This is a genomic window from Gluconacetobacter asukensis (assembly GCF_014174375.1).
GTDB lineage: Bacteria > Pseudomonadota > Alphaproteobacteria > Acetobacterales > Acetobacteraceae > Gluconacetobacter > Gluconacetobacter asukensis.
Map to the genome: position 1 here is coordinate 164035 of NZ_JABEQE010000003.1, position 18055 is coordinate 182089.

Annotated in this window: 16 protein-coding genes; 9 read left to right on the forward strand and 7 right to left on the reverse strand. The window is 67.7% G+C overall.

Annotation, left to right across the window (positions count from 1 at the left end):
* Window positions 1–70 precede the first annotated feature (70 nt).
* From HLH35_RS05030 to HLH35_RS05055, 6 genes are all read left to right on the forward strand, one after another.
* On the forward strand, window positions 71–1792 hold the full coding sequence (locus HLH35_RS05030) for an ABC transporter ATP-binding protein (RefSeq protein ID WP_246384852.1): 1722 nt from the start codon (window positions 71–73) through the stop codon (window positions 1790–1792).
* 69 nt (window positions 1793–1861) lie between these two features.
* Window positions 1862–2116: a type II toxin-antitoxin system Phd/YefM family antitoxin gene (locus tag HLH35_RS05035; protein WP_182964353.1), complete on the forward strand. Its 255-nt coding sequence runs from the start codon at window positions 1862–1864 to the stop codon at window positions 2114–2116.
* On the forward strand, window positions 2113–2379 hold the full coding sequence (locus tag HLH35_RS05040; RefSeq protein ID WP_182978103.1) for a Txe/YoeB family addiction module toxin: 267 nt from the start codon (window positions 2113–2115) through the stop codon (window positions 2377–2379). Before HLH35_RS05035 ends, HLH35_RS05040 begins: the two co-directional genes overlap by 4 nt.
* A 138-nt stretch (window positions 2380–2517) precedes the next feature.
* Window positions 2518–3609, forward strand: coding sequence for an HlyD family secretion protein (locus HLH35_RS05045; RefSeq protein WP_182978104.1), 1092 nt, complete (start codon window positions 2518–2520; stop codon window positions 3607–3609).
* Window positions 3606–5216 carry a DHA2 family efflux MFS transporter permease subunit gene (locus HLH35_RS05050; RefSeq protein ID WP_275944213.1) on the forward strand — a complete coding sequence of 537 codons (1611 nt, stop codon included), beginning with the start codon at window positions 3606–3608 and terminating at the stop codon, window positions 5214–5216. Before HLH35_RS05045 ends, HLH35_RS05050 begins: the two co-directional genes overlap by 4 nt.
* Window positions 5213–5638 carry an NUDIX hydrolase gene (locus HLH35_RS05055; RefSeq protein ID WP_182978105.1) on the forward strand — a complete coding sequence of 142 codons (426 nt, stop codon included), beginning with the start codon at window positions 5213–5215 and terminating at the stop codon, window positions 5636–5638. Before HLH35_RS05050 ends, HLH35_RS05055 begins: the two co-directional genes overlap by 4 nt.
* 12 nt (window positions 5639–5650) lie before the next feature.
* Here HLH35_RS05055 and HLH35_RS05060 read toward each other — a convergent pair whose 3' ends face one another.
* The 4 genes from HLH35_RS05060 to gpmI form a co-directional block, all read right to left on the reverse strand.
* The gene (locus HLH35_RS05060; RefSeq protein ID WP_182978106.1) at window positions 5651–6157 is read right to left on the reverse strand and encodes an RNA pyrophosphohydrolase; all 507 of its coding nucleotides are present in this window, start codon (window positions 6155–6157) and stop codon (window positions 5651–5653) included.
* A complete protein-coding gene (locus HLH35_RS05065; protein WP_182978107.1) occupies window positions 6150–7574 on the reverse strand; it encodes a S41 family peptidase in 1425 nt (474 codons plus the stop codon). Before HLH35_RS05065 ends, HLH35_RS05060 begins: the two co-directional genes overlap by 8 nt.
* Window positions 7575–7874: 300 nt before the next feature.
* Window positions 7875–9206, reverse strand: a complete 1332-nt coding sequence (locus HLH35_RS05070; RefSeq protein ID WP_338029295.1) for a murein hydrolase activator EnvC family protein — start codon at window positions 9204–9206, stop codon at window positions 7875–7877.
* Between the two features lie 364 nt (window positions 9207–9570).
* Window positions 9571–11121, reverse strand: a complete 1551-nt coding sequence (gene gpmI / locus HLH35_RS05075) for a 2,3-bisphosphoglycerate-independent phosphoglycerate mutase (RefSeq protein WP_182978108.1) — start codon at window positions 11119–11121, stop codon at window positions 9571–9573.
* 116 nt (window positions 11122–11237) lie between these two features.
* Between gpmI and msrB the strand changes: the two genes are divergently transcribed.
* The 3 genes from msrB (at window position 11238) to HLH35_RS05090 (ending at window position 12633) form a co-directional block, all read left to right on the forward strand.
* Window positions 11238–11651: a peptide-methionine (R)-S-oxide reductase MsrB gene (gene msrB, locus HLH35_RS05080; protein ID WP_182978109.1), complete on the forward strand. Its 414-nt coding sequence runs from the start codon at window positions 11238–11240 to the stop codon at window positions 11649–11651.
* Window positions 11652–11702: 51 nt separating this feature from the next.
* A complete protein-coding gene (gene upp / locus HLH35_RS05085; protein ID WP_182978110.1) occupies window positions 11703–12359 on the forward strand; it encodes a uracil phosphoribosyltransferase in 657 nt (218 codons plus the stop codon).
* Between the two features lie 61 nt (window positions 12360–12420).
* Window positions 12421–12633 (forward strand): dodecin, encoded by a 213-nt coding sequence (locus HLH35_RS05090; protein WP_182978111.1) that lies wholly within the window; start codon window positions 12421–12423, stop codon window positions 12631–12633.
* Between the two features lie 343 nt (window positions 12634–12976).
* Here HLH35_RS05090 and HLH35_RS05095 read toward each other — a convergent pair whose 3' ends face one another.
* The 3 genes from HLH35_RS05095 to carB all read right to left on the reverse strand — a co-directional run bounded on the left by HLH35_RS05095 (window position 12977) and on the right by carB (window position 18045).
* Window positions 12977–14173 (reverse strand): threonine ammonia-lyase, encoded by a 1197-nt coding sequence (locus HLH35_RS05095; RefSeq protein ID WP_182978112.1) that lies wholly within the window; start codon window positions 14171–14173, stop codon window positions 12977–12979.
* 11 nt (window positions 14174–14184) lie between these two features.
* Window positions 14185–14658, reverse strand: a complete 474-nt coding sequence (gene greA / locus HLH35_RS05100) for a transcription elongation factor GreA (protein ID WP_182947311.1) — start codon at window positions 14656–14658, stop codon at window positions 14185–14187.
* Between the two features lie 132 nt (window positions 14659–14790).
* The gene (gene carB / locus HLH35_RS05105; protein WP_182978113.1) at window positions 14791–18045 is read right to left on the reverse strand and encodes a carbamoyl-phosphate synthase large subunit; all 3255 of its coding nucleotides are present in this window, start codon (window positions 18043–18045) and stop codon (window positions 14791–14793) included.
* Between the last annotated feature and the right edge of the window lie 10 nt (window positions 18046–18055).

Consider the following 18055-nt stretch of genomic DNA (forward strand, 5'->3'; position numbering starts at 1 on the left):
GACCCCGGTTTCTGCCCCGCCTGTGCCGCCGCCGGCCCGGCCCACGGGCACTGATGTGCGTGAGCGGGGCATGGACCTGCTGCGGCGGGTGTGGCGCGAGGATGTGCGCCGCCATCGCAGCCGGATCGCGGCGGTGATCGGGCTGACGATCCTGATGGCGTCGCTGACCGGACTGTATCCGCTGGTCATCCAGCGGGCGCTGGACATGTTTGCCGACCATGATCCGCGCATCCTCTACCAGGTGCCGGCGCTGGTGATCCTGATCACGACCGCCAAGGCGCTGTCGCAATACGGCCAGACCGTCGCGGTGCAGAACCTGGTGCTGGTGGTGATCCGCGGGTTGCAGGAGCGGATGTTCGCCCATCTGCTCCATGCCGACATCGCCCGTGTGGAGCGCGAGGCGCCGGCGCAGCTTGCGGCGCGGTTTACCACCGATGCCGTTTCGATCCGCGAGGCGATGATCCGCGTCGTCAATTCGCTGGGCGATGTCGTCACCGTCGCCGGGCTGGTGGTGTCGATGTTCTACATGGACTGGGAGCTGAGCCTGATCGCGGCGGTGCTGTATCCGATCGCGGCGGTGCCGATCCAGCGCCTGGGCAAGAAGGTGCGGCGGGCATCGGGCGGCATGCAGGAACGGATGGGCGAGACCTCGGCGCTGCTGACCGAGAGCTTTTCCCAGGCGCGGACGGTGCGGGTTTATCGTCTGGAACAGGCGGAAGCGAAGCGGGTCGATCATGCGTTCGACCAGTTGCATGCGGCGTTGCTGCGCATTGCGCGGGGGCGGGCGCGGGTCGATCCGGTGCTGGAAGTGCTGGGTGGGGCCGCGGTGGCGGCCGTGCTGGGCTTTGCCGGCTGGCGCGCGGCGCTGGGGGGCGCGACCCTGGGCGATTTTTCGGGCTTCGTGGCGGCGCTGCTGCTGGCGTCGCGTCCGTTGCGGGCGCTGGGGTCGCTGAATGCCGCCATGCAGGAAGGGTTTGCGGGGCTGGAGCGGATCTTCGCCGTGATCGACGAGCCGGCCGATATCGTCGAGGCGCCCGATGCAAGGCCGCTGCCCGAGGGCAATGGGCATCTGCGTTTCGAGGCGGCGTCGTTCGTCTATCCCGATGGGCGGGTGGGGCTGGACGGGCTGAGTTTCGATGCGATGCCGGGCCTGACGGTGGCGCTGGTCGGCCCGTCGGGGGCGGGAAAATCGACCGCGCTGTCGCTGATTCCGCGCCTGCATGACGTCAGCGGCGGGCGGATCGTGCTGGATGGGATGGATCTGCGCGCCGTGAGGCTGGCCGACCTGCGCGATGCCATTGCCTATGTCAGCCAGGATACGCTGCTGTTCGACCTGTCGGTGGCGGACAATATCCGGGTCGGCCGGCCGAGTGCGACGGACGGGGAAATCCGCGCGGCGGCGCGGGCGGCGGCGGCGGAGCCCTTTATCGATGCGCTGCCCGAGGGGTTTGCCACCCGCGTCGGTCCCGGCGGGCAGCGCCTGTCGGGCGGGCAGCGCCAGCGCGTGGCCCTGGCCCGGGCCCTGCTGCGCGATCCGCGCGTGCTGCTGCTGGACGAGGCGACCAGCGCCCTGGACAGCGAGAGCGAGGCGCTGGTGCAGGAGGCGCTGGGCCAGTTGCGCCAGGGGCGGACGACCATTGTGGTGGCCCACCGGCTGTCGACCGTGCGCTCGGCCGACCTGGTGGTGGTGCTGGCCGACGGGCAGGGCGTGGAATGCGGAACCCATGCCGACCTGATGGCGGCCGACGGGCTGTATGCCCGCATGGTACGGACCCAGGCTTTCGGTCTCTGAGCCGCTGCTGCCGTGGCGCTTGTAAATGTACCGGCAGGCGTACATTTATGGGGCGAAGGAGATCGGATCATGCAGGTTCTGACCTATTCGGAAGTCCGGACCCGGCTGAAGGACGTCATGGAGCAGGTGACGGACAATCATGACGAGGTGATTGTCACCCGCAAGAACGGCAAGCCGGTGGTCATGGTCTCGCTGGAAGAATGGAATGCCATCCAGGAAACGATGCACCTGCTGGCGTCACCGGCCAATGCGCAGAGCCTGCGGGCGTCGATTGCCCAGCTTGAGGCCGGGCATGGCGGGGAGCGGGCGCTGATCGAACCGTGAAACTCGTTTTCTCGGATCTTTCATGGGAACAATATCTCTATTGGCATGAGACCGATCCGAAGGTCTTTGCCCGGCTCAATGCCCTTATCAAGGAATGTCGGCGCCTGCCCTTTCAGGGGACCGGGAAACCCGAGCCGCTGAAGGGTGAGTTATCGGGATGGTGGTCGCGTCGTCTGACCCAGCAGGATCGGCTTGTCTATCGTGTTTCCGGCCGGGGTGAGGGGCAGGCGCTGGAGATCGCCCAGTGCCGCTATCATTACTGAGCGGGCCTGTTCGGGGCTTTCATTGCGCTTGTCGAAGCAGGGCGGTTGATGGATCGGGTTCTTCGTGCCATGGATTGACCGACCGGTTCGGTCATTCGATCGGGCCGGCGCCATGAGCTGGAAGTCAAGAGGAACCGTATGGCCGAGCAAGACGGCGCAGGGTCGGGCGACAAGCCGGAAGAATCGCGCAAGAAGAAACCCAACCCGCTGATCCGTGTCGGCCTGATCCTCTTCGTGGCCGCCATTGTCGTGGGGGGTGGGATCTACTGGTTCCTGACCCGTCATGACATCGAGACGGATGATGCGTTTACCGCCGGGCGGGCGGTGACGATCGCGCCGCATGTGCGCGGCTACGTGACGGAACTGCTGGTGAACGACAACCAGTTCGTCCGTGCCGGCCAGCTTCTGGCGCGGATCGACGACCGCGACTATCGCGCGGCGCGCGACAATGCGGCGGCGACGCTGCAGATCGCGCAGGCGCAGGCGGCCGGGGCGCAGTTCGGCCTGGCGGTGGCGCAGAAGGATTTCCCGGGGCGCCTGCTGATGGCGCAGGGCCAGTTGCAGGCCGCCCAGGCGCAGCAGTTCCGGGCCGAGACCGATTATCGCCGCCAGCATGCGGTGGCGCGTGCCGCCACCACGCAGCAGGATATCGATTATGCCACGGCGGCGCTTCAGGCCGCGAAGGCCCAGGTGACGCAGGCCGAGGGCAATCTGCGGATCGCCGAGCCGGTAGAGGCCAATATCTCGACCACCCAGACGCGGATCAGCCAGTACGATGCGCAGATCGCGCAGGCGCGGGCGCAACTGGCGCAGGCCGAGCTGAACCTGGGCTGGACGGAGATCCGCGCCCCGCATGACGGCTGGATTTCGCAGCGCAATATCGAGCGCGGCAGCTTTGTCAGCGAGGGGCAGTCGATCTTCTCGGTCGTCGAGCCGGAGGTCTGGGTGATTGCGAACTACAAGGAAACCCAGCTGGCCCATATGCGGCCGGGACAGAAGGTGGACATTGCGGTGGATGCCTATCCGTTCCTGGACCTGAAGGGGCATGTGGATTCGATCCAGCTTGGCACCGGTGCGACCTTCAGCGCCTTTCCACCCGAGAACGCGACCGGCAACTATGTGAAGATCGTGCAGCGCGTGCCGGTGAAGATCGTGATCGACCAGGGCATGCGGCCCGACCTGCCGCTGACGCTGGGCCTGTCGGTTGTGCCGACGGTGCATACGGAATGAGCGGCGGCCCGGCGGCCGGCGCGTCCGCCCCGGCGGAGACGCCCCCAGCGGAACAGCCATGGAAGCCCCGTGCCAATCCATGGCTGATTGCGGTCGTCGTGACGGTGGCCGCGTTCATGGAAATCCTGGACACGACCATCGTCAACGTCTCGCTGCCGCATATCGCCGGCAGCCTGTCCTCGACCTATGACGACGCGACCTGGACCCTGACATCCTATCTGGTGGCCAACGGCATCGTGCTGACCATCTCGGGGTGGCTTGGAAAACTGCTGGGCCGAAAACGCTATTTCCTGATCTGTATCTTCATGTTCACCGTGTCGTCGTTCCTGTGCGGCATGGCGACCAGCCTGCCGGAACTGATCGTGTTCCGGCTGATGCAGGGTTTCTTCGGCGGGGGGCTGCAGCCCAACCAGCAATCGATCATCCTCGACACCTTCCCGCCCGAGAGGCGGGCGGCGGCGTTCGGGCTGACGGCGATCGCCACCATCGTCGCGCCCGTGATCGGGCCGGCGCTGGGCGGGTGGATTACCGACAATTATTCCTGGCGCTGGATCTTCTTCATCAACGTGCCCGTGGGGCTGGCGGCGACCTTCGCCGTGTCGATGATCGTGGAAGACCCGCCCTGGGCGCGGAAGCAGAAGGCGCCGCTGGACATTGTGGGGATCGGGCTGATCGCTATCGGGTTCGGCTGCCTGGAGGTGGCGGTCGATCGCGGCGAGGATGAGGACTGGTTCGGGTCGTCGATGATCCGGACCATGGCGGTGCTGGCGGTGCTGGGGATTGGCGGCGCGGTGGTCTGGCTGCTGCGGACCAAAAGGCCGGCGGTGGATCTGCGGGTGTTCAGGGACCGCAATTTCGCGACCGGCACGCTGCTGATCGGGGCGGTGGGCGCGCTGCTCTATTCCGCCGCGATCATCGTGCCGCAATTCGCGCAGCAGGTGATGGGCTATAACGCCACCCTGTCGGGCCTGATCCTTTCGCCCGGTGGTATCGCGGTCATTGCCCTGATTCCGCTGGTCGGGCGGTCGATGAAATATCTGAGCCTGCGGACGCTGATCGCGATGGGCTTCTTCTTCATGGGGGTCTCGCTGTTCTGGTCGGCGCATCTGGTGCCGTTGCTGGATTTTCGCCATCTGGTGCTGTTCCGCATGAGCCAGACGGCCAGCCTGGCCTTTCTGTTCGTGCCGATTTCGACCATCACCTTCGCCACCCTGCCGCGCGAGCTGAATGCCGATGCCTCGGCGCTGTTCAGCATGGCGCGCAACGTGCTGGGGTCGATCGCGATTTCGGGCTCGACCGCCATGCTGACCGAAATCCGCCAGGCGCATCAGACGCAGATGGTGCACTGGATGACGCCGTTCCATCAGCCCTATAACGATTATCTGGCGCGTGCGCGGCAGGCCGCTTCGGGGCATGGGATCGCGCCGGGGGCGGTCAATGCCGTGGCCCAGCATCGGCTGTTCGTGGAGTTCACGCGGCAGATCGCGATCCTGGCTTACAACGAGGTGTTCATGATCCTGGGGATAGGGGCGTTTCTGGTGGTGCCGTTCTGCTTCCTGCTGTCGCCGATCAAGGGGGGCGGCAAGAAGCCGTCGGCGGGACATTGAGCGCCGGCCGCGACACGCGAGGGCGGGTGATCAACGTCGTCTCGGCCGCGATCGTGCGGGAGGGGGCGCTGCTGGTGGTGCGCAAGCGCGGTACGGAGAGCTTCATGCTGCCGGGCGGCAAGGGCGAGCCGGGCGAGGGCGAGACCGAGACCCTGCAACGCGAGCTGCATGAGGAGCTGGGGTGCAGGCTGCATGCTGACGGGTTGGCGCTGCTGGGGCGATTCGAGGCGCCGGCGGCCAATGAGCCGGGATGCGTCGTGCGGGCGGCGATCTATCGCGGCGATCTGGATGGCACGCCCGTGATTGCGGCGGAGATCGCGGAGATGCTGTGGCTGGACGTGGTGGGCACGGACGAACCGCCCATCCGGCTGGCCCCGCTGCTGAGCCGGCATGTGCTGCCGGCATTATGCGAGGCCTTGTAGCCTGACGGGACGTTACGGTCGCGGCTGCGCGTAGGCGGCGAAATCGTCGGCCAGGGTGACGTAGATGGCGCGCTTGAAGCCGACATTGCGCTCGGGCAGCGTGGCCAGGTCGACCCATTGCCAGGCATCGAATTCCGCCGGCTGGTGGACGTCCAGACGAATGTCGGCATCGGTGCCGGTGAAGCGCAGGGCGAACCATTTCTGGGTCTGGCCGCGATAGCGGCCGCCGAGGGCCTTGCCGATCAGGGCTGCGGGCAGGTCATAGGTCAGCCAGCGGGGATGGGCGGCGATGATCTCGGCCCGGTCTGTCCCGATTTCCTCGAGCAGTTCGCGCAATACGGCCTGTTCGGGGTCTTCGTCGGCGTCGATGCCGCCCTGGGGGCATTGCCAGACACCGTCTTCCATGGGGCCGCCTGCGCCCTGCATGTCGGTGCGGCGGCCGATCAGGACCTGTCCACGGTCGTTGAACAGCATGGCCCCGACATTGCGGCGATAGGGCAGATCTGCCGCGTCAGTCATGACGCGGCAGGTTTGCCGGCGAGGCATCGGCCGTGTGCGGGCCGGTCGCCATCGCGCGGACGATCTTGAGCCCCTGCTGCAACTGGAAGTCGGTTACGGGTTTCGTGAGGTCGAAGGCGGGCCAGTTGGCCGGCGGCTCGCCGGGGATGGACGAGACGATCGGCGGCAGGTCGACGCGCGTCGGCGGCTTGGCGGTGTTGCCGCCCTGGTTCTTGATGATGTGGCTGAGATCGGCCTCGCGGATGCTGTAGCCCGGGTCCTCGCGGGTTTCGCGCACCGTCACGTCGGGGACGATGCCCAGGCCCTGGATGGAGCGGCCCGACGGCGTGTAGTAGCGCGCCGTGGTCAGGCGCAGCGCGCCGTCGCCGGGGATGGGCAGGATGGTCTGCACCGATCCCTTGCCGAAGGATTTCTCGCCGACCAGCACGGCGCGCTGATGGTCCTGCAGGGCGCCGGCGACGATTTCGCTGGCCGAGGCCGAACCGCCATTGATCAGGACCACCATCGGCAGGCCGTCGGTGATATCGGTGCCGTGCGCGTCCCAGCGCTGGCTTTCCTGCGCGTGGCGGGCGCGGGTCGAGACGATTTCGCCATTGCGGATGAAATCGGAGCTGACGGCGATGGCCTGGTTCAGCAACCCGCCCGGATCGGAGCGCAGGTCCAGCACCAGGCCGGTCAGGTGGCCATGGGCGTCGGCCTTCAGCTTGCGGTAGGCGGCTTCCAGCCCCGGCGAGGTTTCCTCGTTGAATTCCGACACCCGGATATAGCCGGTCGAATCGTACAGGGCCGACTTGATCACCTGGATATGGATGACCGCCCGCGTCATGGTCACGATGAGCGGCTTGGGCGTCTTCTCGCGGATCAGGGTCAGGGAGATCTTGGTATCGGGCTTGCCACGCATGCGCTGCACGGCCTCGTCCAGCGGCAGGCCATCGATGTTCTTGCCGTCGATGGCGACGATATAGTCGCCGGTCTTGATGCCGGCCTTGGCGGCGGGCGTGTCGTCGATCGGCGAGACGACGCGGATGTGGCTGTCATCGGCCTGGACTTCCAGCCCCAGCCCGCCGAACTCGCCCTTCGTGCGGGTTTGCAGGTCGGCGTACTGTTTTTCGGTCATGTAGGAACTGTGCGGGTCGAGGCCGCTCAGCATGCCGTTCAGCGCGTTGATGATGAGTTCGCGGTTCGACACCTGGTCGACGTAATTCGCCTTCACCTGCTCCAGCACGTGGCCGAACAGCGACAGGAGGCGGAAATTCTCGGCCGGGGAATCCGAATCGCTGTCCTTGGCCAGGCTGGCGGCCAGCGCGTTGGATGTCAGGCTGCTCCCTGCCGGCAGGGAGAGGTGGGCGATTTGTGGCCCCGCCGCGATGCCTGCCAGAAAGGCGCAGCCAAGCAGCAGGCCGGTGCGGAACGTCATGCCATGCGTCTCCTGAGTGAAACCGCCCCTGCCGTGGACGGTGGGGGCCCACGCCGTTCGGGAACGGCATGTACCGTCGTCATTGCCGCGATCTTATACCGAACTCGTGCCGGGCGGAAACCGCCGAGAGCCTGTTTGTAAATGCGCGCTGGTGGCGATCCGACGCGCGCTTCCTGTGCTCCGATGCTCACGGCCCATAAGGCCGCTCCGCTTCGGTGCTCGGAACCGCACGCCGGGCGTGCCGCTTTGCGGCACTCTCGCTCACCAGCCCACATTTCCAGACAGGCTCTGGGCAGGGGACTATAGAAACGGGGCGGGGTCGACCGCGCCGCCGCCGTGCCGCAACTGCACGAACAGGGTCGGCCGGGCGCCCTGGCCGCTCCAGTCCGGCATGCGGCCGACCGGGGCGCCACGGGCCAGTGCCTGGCCGGTCGAGACGGCCAGCCCCCCCAGCCCCGCCATGACGAAACGATAATGGCGCCCGCAATTGAGGATGACCATCTGGCCGTAGGAGCGGAACGCGCCTGCGAAATCGACCTGGCCTGCGCAGGGGGTGCGCACGGCGGCGCCGGAGGGCGGGGCGTAGGTGATGCCGGTGGCCGGCCCGGCCTCGGTCGCGGCCCCCCAGGCGGTGACGATCGTGCCCGGGACGGGGGCGCCGCGCCCGGCCGGCGTGCCGGGTGAGGTGGTGCTCAGCCCTGGGCCCGGCCCCTGGGCAATGGCGGCGGCCCGGGCGCGGGCGGAGGCGGCCTCGTCGGCGCGGTGGGCCCGGGCGGCGGCCTGGGCCGCCTGTTCCAACTGGTCCTCGGCGGCTTTTTCCAGCGCCTCGATCCGGTTGACGGCGTCTTGCAGGCTGCTGGCCCTGCGGGTCGCGTCCTCGACCTGGCGGGCGGCCTGGGTGGCGGCGCTGTTCGAGCGCTGCTGGGCCTGGCGGGCGGCCTCGGCGGCGCGGGCGACGCTGTCGCGCTGGGCTGCCTGCTGCTGCTGGAGGTCCGACAGCCGCGCGCCTTCGCGCGCCAGGTCGGCGTCCAGCCCGGCCAGGACGGCACGGCGGGCGCGGATGGCACCGGCCCGTTGTTCGAGTTGCGCGGACAGGCCCTGGATGACCAGCAACCCGGCGATGGCGCGGTCGGGCGGGACCGGGGCGGCCAGCAGTGTGTCGGCCGGGTAGCGCGCCAGCCGCGCCGCCAGCGGCAGCATTGGCGTGACGGACGCCGAATCGCGCGCGAGTTCCGTGCGCAGCCGGGTCTGTTCGGCGCGCAGGGCGGCGACTCGGTCGCCGAGTTCGGCGGTCTGCTGTTCGGTCTGCTGCAACTGGGCGGTGGCGTCGACCGTCGCATCCGACAGGGCAGCGGCCCGGGCGGCGTCCTGACGTGCCTGGGCGCGGGCGGCGTCGCGGGCGGCGGTGCGGGCTGCCAGGTCGCGGGCCTGAAGCTGCTGGCGGGCGATCAGGGCCTGCTGGGCGGCGCGGGCCTGCGCCACCGCGCGGCGCGCGGTGGCGGCTGCGTTATCGGCGGCCGCGCCTTGGCTGGAATGCCGGGCGGCATGGTGATGTGGGCTGTTCTGGGGTGGGTGGGGCGAGGCTGCGTGGGACGGGCCGGGGACTAGCCCGGCGAGCAGGCTTGTGGCCACCGCCGCCAGCGCGCTTTGGCAAAATGGTGGGGAATGTCTGTCCGGAAACGTGGGCTGGTGAGTGAGAGCGGCCCATAGGGGGGCCGCGCCCGGCGTGTGTTTCCGAGCACCGAAGCGGAGCGGCCTTGATGGAAGTGAGCATCGGAGCACAGGAAACGCGCGTCGGATCGCCGCCAGCGCGTTTTGGCAAAATGGTGGGGAATGTCTGTCCGGAAACGTGGGCTGGTGAGCGAGAGCGGCCCATAGGGCCGCGCCCGTCGTGTGTTTCTGAGCACCGAAGCGGAGCGGCCTTGATGGAAGTGAGCATCGGAGCACAGGAAACGCGCGTCGGATCGCCGCCAGCGCGCGTTTACGGGCAGACATTTCAGAAGCCGTGTTTGGGGGCCAGCAGTGAGACGCCCGTCATCGCTTCCGGCTTCGGCAGGCCCATCAGGGCCAGCAGGGTAGGGGCGAGGTCGGCCAGGCGGCCGTCGTGCAGTTCCACTTCCCGCACGCCGGACAGCACCACCGGGACCACGTTGAGCGTGTGGGCCGTGTGCGGGCCGCCAGTTTCCGGGTCGAACATGGTTTCGGCGTTGCCGTGATCGGCGGTGACCAGGATGGCGCCGCGCTGGCGATGGATGGCCTCGACCAGTTGCTTCAGCCCCCGGTCCACGGCCTCGATCGCCTTGACCGCCGCGCTGAAGATTCCGGTATGCCCGACCATGTCGGGGTTGGCGTAATTGAGGATGATGAGGTCGTAAGTGCCGCTGTTGATGGCCTGGACGGCCTTTTCGGTCAGTTCGGGCGCGGACATTTCCGGCTGGAGGTCATAGGTCGCGACCTTGGGGGAGGGGACCATGATCCGGTCCTCGCCCGGCAGTTCCCCTTCCTTGCCGCCGTTGAGGAAGTAGGTGACGTGGGGATATTTCTCGGTTTCGGCCATGCGGAGCTGGCGCAGGCCGGCCTTCGAGACCACGTCGCCCAGCAGATCGTCCAGCGATTGCGGCGGGAACAGCACGCCGATCAGCGCCGCCAGGCGGTCGCTGTAGCGGGTCATGCCGACGGCGGCGGAGACATGGACCACGCGCGAGCGGGGGAAGCCCTGGAAATCCTTCTCCAGCACCGCGTCCAGCAACTGGCGGATGCGGTCGGCGCGGAAATTGAAGGACAGGATGGCGTCGCCGTCCTTGATGCCCTTATAGCCGCCGAGGACGGTCGGCGGCAGGAATTCGTCGGTGGTGCCGGCCTTGTAGGCGGAATCGAGCACCGCCAGCGGGTCGTCGCCATGCGGGCCCTGGGCCGAGACGATGGCGTCGTACGCCTTTTCCACCCGGTCCCAGCGGCGGTCGCGGTCCATGGCGAAATAGCGGCCCGAGATGGTGGCGATGGTCACGGTGGGCGGCAGGTCGGCGATCAGGCGGGCGACAAAGTCGCGGCCCGAATGGGGCGGCGTGTCGCGCCCGTCGGTAAAGATATGGAAGGCGACCGGCACGCCGTTATTGGCGAGGATCTTCGCCAGGGCCACGGCGTGGTCCTGGTGGGAGTGGACGCCGCCGGCGGAGACCAGGCCCATCAGGTGGCAGGTGCCGCCGGTCTTCTTCACGGCCGCGATCAGGTCGGTCAGGGCCGGGTTGGCTGCCAGGCTGCCGTCACGGATGGCGGCGAAGATGCGCGGCAGTTCCTGCATGACGACACGGCCGGCGCCGATATTGAGGTGGCCGACCTCGGAATTGCCCATCTGCCCTTCCGGAAGGCCGACATCCTCGCCACATGTCTTGAGGAAGGCGCGCGGTCCCTCCTGCCACAGGCGGTCGAAGGTGGGGGTATAGGCCGCGCGCACGGCGTTGTCGGCCACGTCCTCGCGCCAGCCGAACCCGTCGAGGATGACGAGCATGACGGGACGGCGGGGGTGAAGCTGGGTCTGGTCGGCCATGGGTATTCTCTCCCGTTATTTTGTCGTCCATGATGGCACCAATTGCCGGGATTGCGAATGGCCCGGAATGGGGCCGGCCCCGGTGGTGTCGGCGCCCCCCGGATGGAGGAAGCGTGATGACAGCGAATGAAGCGGACCCGACGGAGGGACCGGCCTGCGGTAGCGGCTGCGGCCCGCTGACGCCGGAGCAGATCCGGGTGATGCGCGACCACGGAACGGAGCGTGCCGGATCGAGCCCCCTGAACCATGAAAAGCGGGCGGGGTTGTATCGTTGCGCGGCCTGTGGGACGCCCCTGTTCCGCTCGGAGACCAAATATGACAGCGGCAGTGGCTGGCCGTCTTATTATGACGTGCTGCCCCATGCGGTGGAAAGCCGAACCGATGCCAGTCACGGGATGGTCAGGACCGAGATCCATTGTGCTTCCTGCAAGGGGCATCTGGGGCATCTCTTTCCCGACGGGCCGAGGCCGACTGGGTTGCGGTACTGCATCAACGGGCTTGCACTGAATTTTGTGCCCGATGCCGCCTGAGAAGGCGGGTAGCCCTTTCGATTCCGCCATGATCTGCCGTAAAAGGGCAATATGAGCGAGAATGTGATAACCCCCCCGTCCGCGCCCGTGGTGGTGCTGGATCATCCGCTGGTCCAGCACAAGCTGACCCGGCTGCGCCAGGCGAGCACGTCCACCGCCGGTTTCCGCCGCCTGACGCGCGAGATCAGCCTGCTGATGGCCTATGAGGCGACGCGTGAACTGCCGCTGGAGACGGTGGAGATCGAGACGCCGCTGGAGCACATGGAAGGGCGGCTGCTATCCGGCAAGAAGCTCTGCCTGGTGTCGATCCTGCGGGCCGGCAACGGCATCCTGGACGGCATGCTCGACCTGCTGCCGGCGGCCCGGGTGGGGCATATCGGCCTGTTCCGCGACCCGGAATCGCTGGAGCCGGTCGAATATTACATGAAGCTGCCCGAGGATATCGATGCGCGGTTCTGCATTGTCGTCGACCCGATGCTGGCGACCGGGCACAGTGCGTCCGCCGCGATCGACCGGCTGAAGGCGGCGGGCGTGCGGCAACTGGTCTTTGTCTGCCTGCTGGCGGCACCCGAAGGGGTGGCGTTTCTGTCGGTGGCGCATCCGGACGTGAAGATCGTCACCTGTGCGATCGACCGCGAACTGGACGACCATGGCTATATCCGGCCCGGCCTGGGCGATGCCGGGGACCGGCTGTTCGGCACCAGGTAACCAGGCCGGAACCCCGACAGGCGGGCATCGTTGTTCCTCCATCAGGACAGGGAGGAACATCATGTCCGGACATGTCTACAAGGTGGTCGAGCTGGTGGGGTCGTCACCCGATACGATCGAGGCCGCGATCGCAAGCGCGCTGTCCCGTGCATCGGACAGCGTGCATGCCATCCGCTGGTTCGAGGTGGTGAATACGCGCGGCCATGTCGTCAACGGGCAGGTCGGCCACTACCAGGTGACGCTGAAGGTCGGCTTTACCATCGACGAGACGTAGGGTGGCGCCTTTAGGGAGGCTGTTTCAAAAGTTCCGATGGTGAGTGGAAGCGTGGCGTCAGCCACGCGTCTGGCGGTGGTTTTTGAGCATCGGAGCGGAGCGGCCTTGATGGTCGCCCGCCGCGAAGCGCAGGAAACCGCCGTCAGGCCGCCGCCAGCGGGGCTTTTGGAGCAGCCTATCAGAGCCTGATTGTAAATGTGGGCTGCTGAGCGAGAGCGGCCCGAAGGGCCGCGCCCGTCGTGCGTTTCCGAGCACCGGAGCGGAGCGGCCTTGATGGCCGTGAGCACCGGAGCACAGGAAACGCGCGTCGGATCGCCAGCAGCGCGCATTTACAATCAGGCTCTCAGACGCGGCGGACGATGTAGGTCTTGGCCAGCTCTTCCATGATCTGCTGGGCGTGGAGGGGGTCGCGGGCCTCGATCATCACTTCCAGCTCGGCCGCCTGGACGCTGGCGGCGGTGAACAGGCGCTGGTGCGAGACCTCGATGATATTGCCGCCGGCGTCGCCGATCGTGCGGGAGATGTCGGCCAGCACGCCGGGCCGGTCGGGGATGTCCATCTTGAGGCACAGCAGCCGCCCGTCGCGCAGGAGCGTGCGCAGCAGCGTGTTGGCCAGGATGCGGCTGTCGATATTGCCGCCGGTGACGGGGAGTGCGACCCGCTTGCCGCGGAACAGCTCGGGGTAGGTCAGCACCGCCGCCAATGCTGCGGCGCCCGCGCCCTCGCTGACCTGCTTGGCGCCTTCGGCCATCAGGGTGATCGCGTCCTCGACCGCGCGTTCGGGCACCACCAGCACGCGCGAGACATGGTCGCGGATGACCGAAAGCGGCTGGCGGCCGATTTGCAGCACCGCGATGCCTTCGGCGATCGTGGCGCCGCCCGGCGGCATCAGTTCGTCGCCGGGGAAGGCGGACAGGGAGGAATAGGCTTCGACCTGCACGCCGACAATGTCCATCTCCGGCCGCAGGGCGGAAGCGGCCACGGCGCAGCCCGAGAGCAGGCCGCCGCCGCCGATGGGACCGACGAAGACATCCAGCGGGCCTGCATCCTCGAACAGTTCGAGCGCGAAGGTGCCCTGGCCGGCCATGACCGCCGGGTCGTCGTACGGGTGGACGAAGACGCGCCCTTCCGCCGCGCAGAGCGCGTCGGCATGGGCGGTGGCTTCGGCGAAATTATTGCCTTCCAGCACCACGCGCGCGCCCCAGGCGGCGGTGCGCGTGACCTTGGCGGCGGGGGTGAAGCGCGGCATGACGATGACCGCGTCGATGCCCAGCAGGGATGCGTGGCGGGCGACGCCCTGGGCATGGTTGCCGGCCGAGACGGTGATGACGCCGCGGCTGCGTTCCTCCGGCGTCAGCAGTGCCAGCTTGTTGGCGGCGCCACGCTCCTTGAACGACCCCACGGCCTGGAGATTGTCCAGTTTCAGTACGATCTCCGCGCCGGTCGCCTTCGACAGGGCATGCGAAGGGACCGTGGGCGTGCGCAGGACGCGCCCCTCGATCCGGGCGGCGGCGGCCCGGAGGTCGTCGAGCGTGATCATCGCCGGCTGCCTCAGCCGTAGGTGACGGCCAGGATTTCGTAGGTCCGGTCGCCGCCGGGGGCGGGGACCGAGACCGAATCGCCGATCTTCTTGCCGATCAGCGACTTGGCCAGCGGAGAGGAAATGGACAGCAGCCCCTGCTTGATGTCGGCCTCGTGCACGCCGACGATCTGGTAGGTGGCTTCCTTGTCGGTTTCCTCGTCCACCAGGCTGACCTGGGCGCCGAATTTCACCTGGTCGCCCGACAGGGTGGAGGGGTCGATCACCTCGGCCGAGGAGACGATTTCTTCCAGTTCCAGAATCCGGCCCTCGATGAAGGACTGGCGTTCGCGCGCGGCATGGTATTCGGCATTTTCCGACAGGTCGCCGTGGCTGCGGGCCTCGGCGATCGCGCGGATCACGGCCGGGCGTTCTTCACTCTTGAGTTTGCGAAGTTCATCTTCCAGCCGTTGCAGGCCCTTGCCTGTCATCGGAAATTTCTGCAAGGCGCGTCCCCAGCGTGAAGGTCGGTCAGGTGGCCGACATGGCAAATTGCGACAAGAGCATCCCACAAGACCGACAGCGCCGGAAACGGGGCCAGCGGAGGCTGCCCTGTTCCCGGCGTCGGTATGGTACGCTCAGAACGATCCGTTAAAGTAGGATTGAAGAGGCGCGACTTCAAGCGGTCCTTCCCGCATCGCCGCGATCGCGTGCGTGGCGGCCCGTGCGCCGGCGATCGTGGTGAAGTGGGGAATGCCCGAAGTCAGGGCCGAACGGCGGATGTCGAAACTGTCCGCGACCGACTGCGCGCCGTGGGCGGTGTTGATGATCATCTGCACCTCGCCCGAGCGGATGGCGTCCACGCAGTTCGGCCGCCCTTCCAGCACCTTGTTCACCACCTGGACGGCGATGCCGGCCTCGCGCAGATGCTGCGCGGTGCCACGGGTGGCCAGGATGGTGAAGCCCATATCGACCAGGCGGCGGGCCAGCGCCGGCACTGTCGGCTTGTCGCTGCGGCGCACCGACAGGAAGACCGCGCCCGACAGGGGCAGCCGCACGCCGGCGGCGAGCTGCGACTTGGCGAAGGCGCGCTCGAACGAGGCGTCCAGGCCCATCACCTCGCCGGTCGAGCGCATTTCCGGACCCAGGATCGTGTCCACGTTCGGGAAGCGGTTGAACGGGAAGACAGCTTCCTTGACCGCGACATGCGGGGCCACGGCCCGGTCGTCGAGGCGGAATTCCGCCAGCCTGGCGCCGGCCATGACCCGTGCGCCGATCTTGGCCACCGGCACGCCGGTCGCCTTGGCGACGAAGGGCACGGTGCGCGAGGCGCGGGGATTGACCTCCAGGACGAAGATCTCCTGGTCCTTGATCGCGTACTGGACGTTCATCAGCCCGACGATGCCCAGTTCGCGGGCCATCGCCTCGGTCTGTGCCTTCAGTTCGGTGACGATGGCGGGCGAGAGCGTGTAGGGCGGCAGGGAGCAGGCGCTGTCGCCGGAATGGATGCCCGCTTCCTCGATATGCTCCATGACGCCGGCGACGTAGACTTCCTGCCCGTCGGCGATGCAGTCGACATCGGCCTCGATCGCGTCGTTCAGGTAGCGGTCGATCAGCACCGGGCCGGAGGCGATGTCCTGGCCGGCCAGTTGCAGGGCCACGCGCATGTAGCGCTGGAGGCTGGTGCGGTCATGGACGATTTCCATCGCCCGGCCGCCCAGCACGTAGGAGGGGCGGATCACCACCGGATAGCCGATGCGCTCGGCCACGTCCTCGGCCTCGGCCGCCGAGCGGGCGATGCCGTTGGCGGGCTGGCGCAGGCCCAGCCGGTGCAGCATGGCCTGGAACCGCTCGCGGTCCTCGGCGCGGTCGATCGCGTCGGCAGGCGTGCCCAGGAGCGGGATGCCGGCGGCTTCCAGCGCGTGGGACAGTTTCAGGGGCGTCTGGCCGCCATACTGCACGATGCAGCCCAGCACGGTGCCGCTTTCCTGCTCGCGGCGGATCAGGGCGATCACGTCCTCGGCGGTCAGGGGCTCGAAATACAGCCGGTCCGAGGTGTCGTAGTCGGTCGAGACGGTCTCGGGGTTGCAGTTGACCATGATGGTCTCGAACCCGGCCTCGCGCAGCGCATAGGCGGCGTGGACGCAGCAATAGTCGAATTCGATACCCTGGCCGATGCGGTTGGGGCCGCCGCCGAGGATCACGACCTTCTGCCGGTCGGTGGGCCGGCTTTCGCATTCCGGCGTGCCGAACCCGCCTTCATAGGTCGAATACATGTAGGGCGTGCTGGAGGCGAATTCGCCGGCGCAGGTGTCGATGCGCTTGTAGACCGGTGTGACCGCCAGGCGGGTGCGCAGGGTCGCGATTTCGGCCGCCGCGGTGCCCGACAGGCGGGCGAGCTGGACGTCGGAGAAGCCCATCGCCTTCAGCCGGCGCATGTCCTGGGCGTCGCGCGGCAGGCCGTCGCGGATCACGCCGTGTTCGGCCGCCACGATCTTGGCCAGTTCGCGCAGGAACCAGGGTTCGAACTTGCAGGCGGCGTGGATGTCTTCGATGCTCAGGCCGGCACGCAGGGCCTGGGCGGCCATGAGAATCCGTTCCGGCCGGGGCTGCGACAGGGCGGCGCGGAAGGCGTCGGTGCCGCCGTCGCCGGGGGCTTCCACCGGGTCCAGCCCGGCCAGGCCGGTTTCCATCGAGCGCAGGCCCTTCTGCAGGGCCTCGGGGAAGGAGCGGCCGATGGCCATCGCCTCGCCCACCGATTTCATGCTGGTGGAGAGCAGGGCCGGGGTGCCGGGGAATTTCTCGAAGGTGAAGCGGGGGATCTTGACCACGACATAGTCGATCGTCGGCTCGAACGAGGCGGGGGTGGAGCCGGTGATGTCGTTGGCCAGTTCGTCCAGCGTGTAGCCGACTGCGAGCTTGGCCGCGATCTTGGCGATCGGGAAGCCGGTGGCCTTCGATGCCAGGGCGGAGGAGCGCGAGACGCGGGGGTTCATCTCGATGACGACCATGCGCCCGTCGGTCGGGTTGACGCCGAACTGGACGTTCGAGCCGCCGGTCTCGACGCCGATGGCGCGCAGGCACGCCAGCGATGCGTCGCGCATGCGCTGATATTCTTTGTCCGTCAGGGTCAGGGCCGGGGCGACGGTGATCGAGTCGCCGGTATGCACGCCCATCGGGTCGATATTCTCGATCGAGCAGACGATGATGCAATTGTCCGCGCGGTCGCGGACGACTTCCATCTCGAACTCCTTCCAGCCCAGCACCGATTCCTCGATCAGGACTTCGGTGGTGGGGGAGGCGTCGAGGCCCGAGGCGACGATCTGGTCGAATTCCTCGCGGTTATAGGCGATGCCGCCGCCCGAGCCGCCCATGGTGAAGGAGGGGCGGATCACGGCCGGCAGGCCGACCTGCTCCAGCGCCGCGCGGGCCTCGTCCAGCGTGTGGGCGATGGTGCTGCGCGGGCTTTCGATGCCGATCGCATCCATCGCCTCGCGGAATTTCTGCCGGTCTTCGGCGCGGTCGATCACCTCGGCGTCCGCGCCGATCAGCTCCACGCCGTGCTTCTTGAGGAAGCCCGACTTGTCGAGCGCCATCGCGGTGTTCAGCGCCGTCTGGCCGCCCATGGTGGGCAGCACCGCGTCGGGCTTCTCGCGCAGGATGATGCGCTCGACGAATTCCGGGGTGATCGGCTCGATATAGGTGGCATCCGCCAGGCCGGGATCGGTCATGATCGTGGCCGGGTTGGAGTTGACCAGGATGACCCGATAGCCTTCCTCGCGCAGGGCCTTGCAGGCCTGGGCGCCGGAATAGTCGAATTCACAGGCCTGGCCGATGACGATCGGGCCGGCGCCGATGATCAGGATCGAGCGTATGTCTGTCCGTTTGGGCATGGGGGCGCGA

Excerpts from the sequence above, each read along its gene's own strand:
- HLH35_RS05030 (WP_246384852.1), top strand. The coding sequence starts at position 71 with ATGGACCTGCTGCGGCGGGTGTGGCGCGAGGATGTGCGCCGCCATCGC.
- HLH35_RS05035 (WP_182964353.1), top strand. The coding sequence starts at position 1,862 with ATGCAGGTTCTGACCTATTCGGAAGTCCGGACCCGGCTGAAGGACGTC.
- HLH35_RS05045 (WP_182978104.1), top strand. The coding sequence starts at position 2,518 with ATGGCCGAGCAAGACGGCGCAGGGTCGGGCGACAAGCCGGAAGAATCG.
- HLH35_RS05050 (WP_275944213.1), top strand. The coding sequence starts at position 3,606 with ATGAGCGGCGGCCCGGCGGCCGGCGCGTCCGCCCCGGCGGAGACGCCC.
- HLH35_RS05060 (WP_182978106.1), bottom strand. The coding sequence starts at position 6,157 with ATGACTGACGCGGCAGATCTGCCCTATCGCCGCAATGTCGGGGCCATG.
- HLH35_RS05065 (WP_182978107.1), bottom strand. The coding sequence starts at position 7,574 with ATGACGTTCCGCACCGGCCTGCTGCTTGGCTGCGCCTTTCTGGCAGGC.
- gpmI (WP_182978108.1), bottom strand. The coding sequence starts at position 11,121 with ATGGCCGACCAGACCCAGCTTCACCCCCGCCGTCCCGTCATGCTCGTC.
- msrB (WP_182978109.1), top strand. The coding sequence starts at position 11,238 with ATGACAGCGAATGAAGCGGACCCGACGGAGGGACCGGCCTGCGGTAGC.
- upp (WP_182978110.1), top strand. The coding sequence starts at position 11,703 with ATGAGCGAGAATGTGATAACCCCCCCGTCCGCGCCCGTGGTGGTGCTG.
- HLH35_RS05090 (WP_182978111.1), top strand. The coding sequence starts at position 12,421 with ATGTCCGGACATGTCTACAAGGTGGTCGAGCTGGTGGGGTCGTCACCC.
- HLH35_RS05095 (WP_182978112.1), bottom strand. The coding sequence starts at position 14,173 with ATGATCACGCTCGACGACCTCCGGGCCGCCGCCGCCCGGATCGAGGGG.
- carB (WP_182978113.1), bottom strand. The coding sequence starts at position 18,045 with ATGCCCAAACGGACAGACATACGCTCGATCCTGATCATCGGCGCCGGC.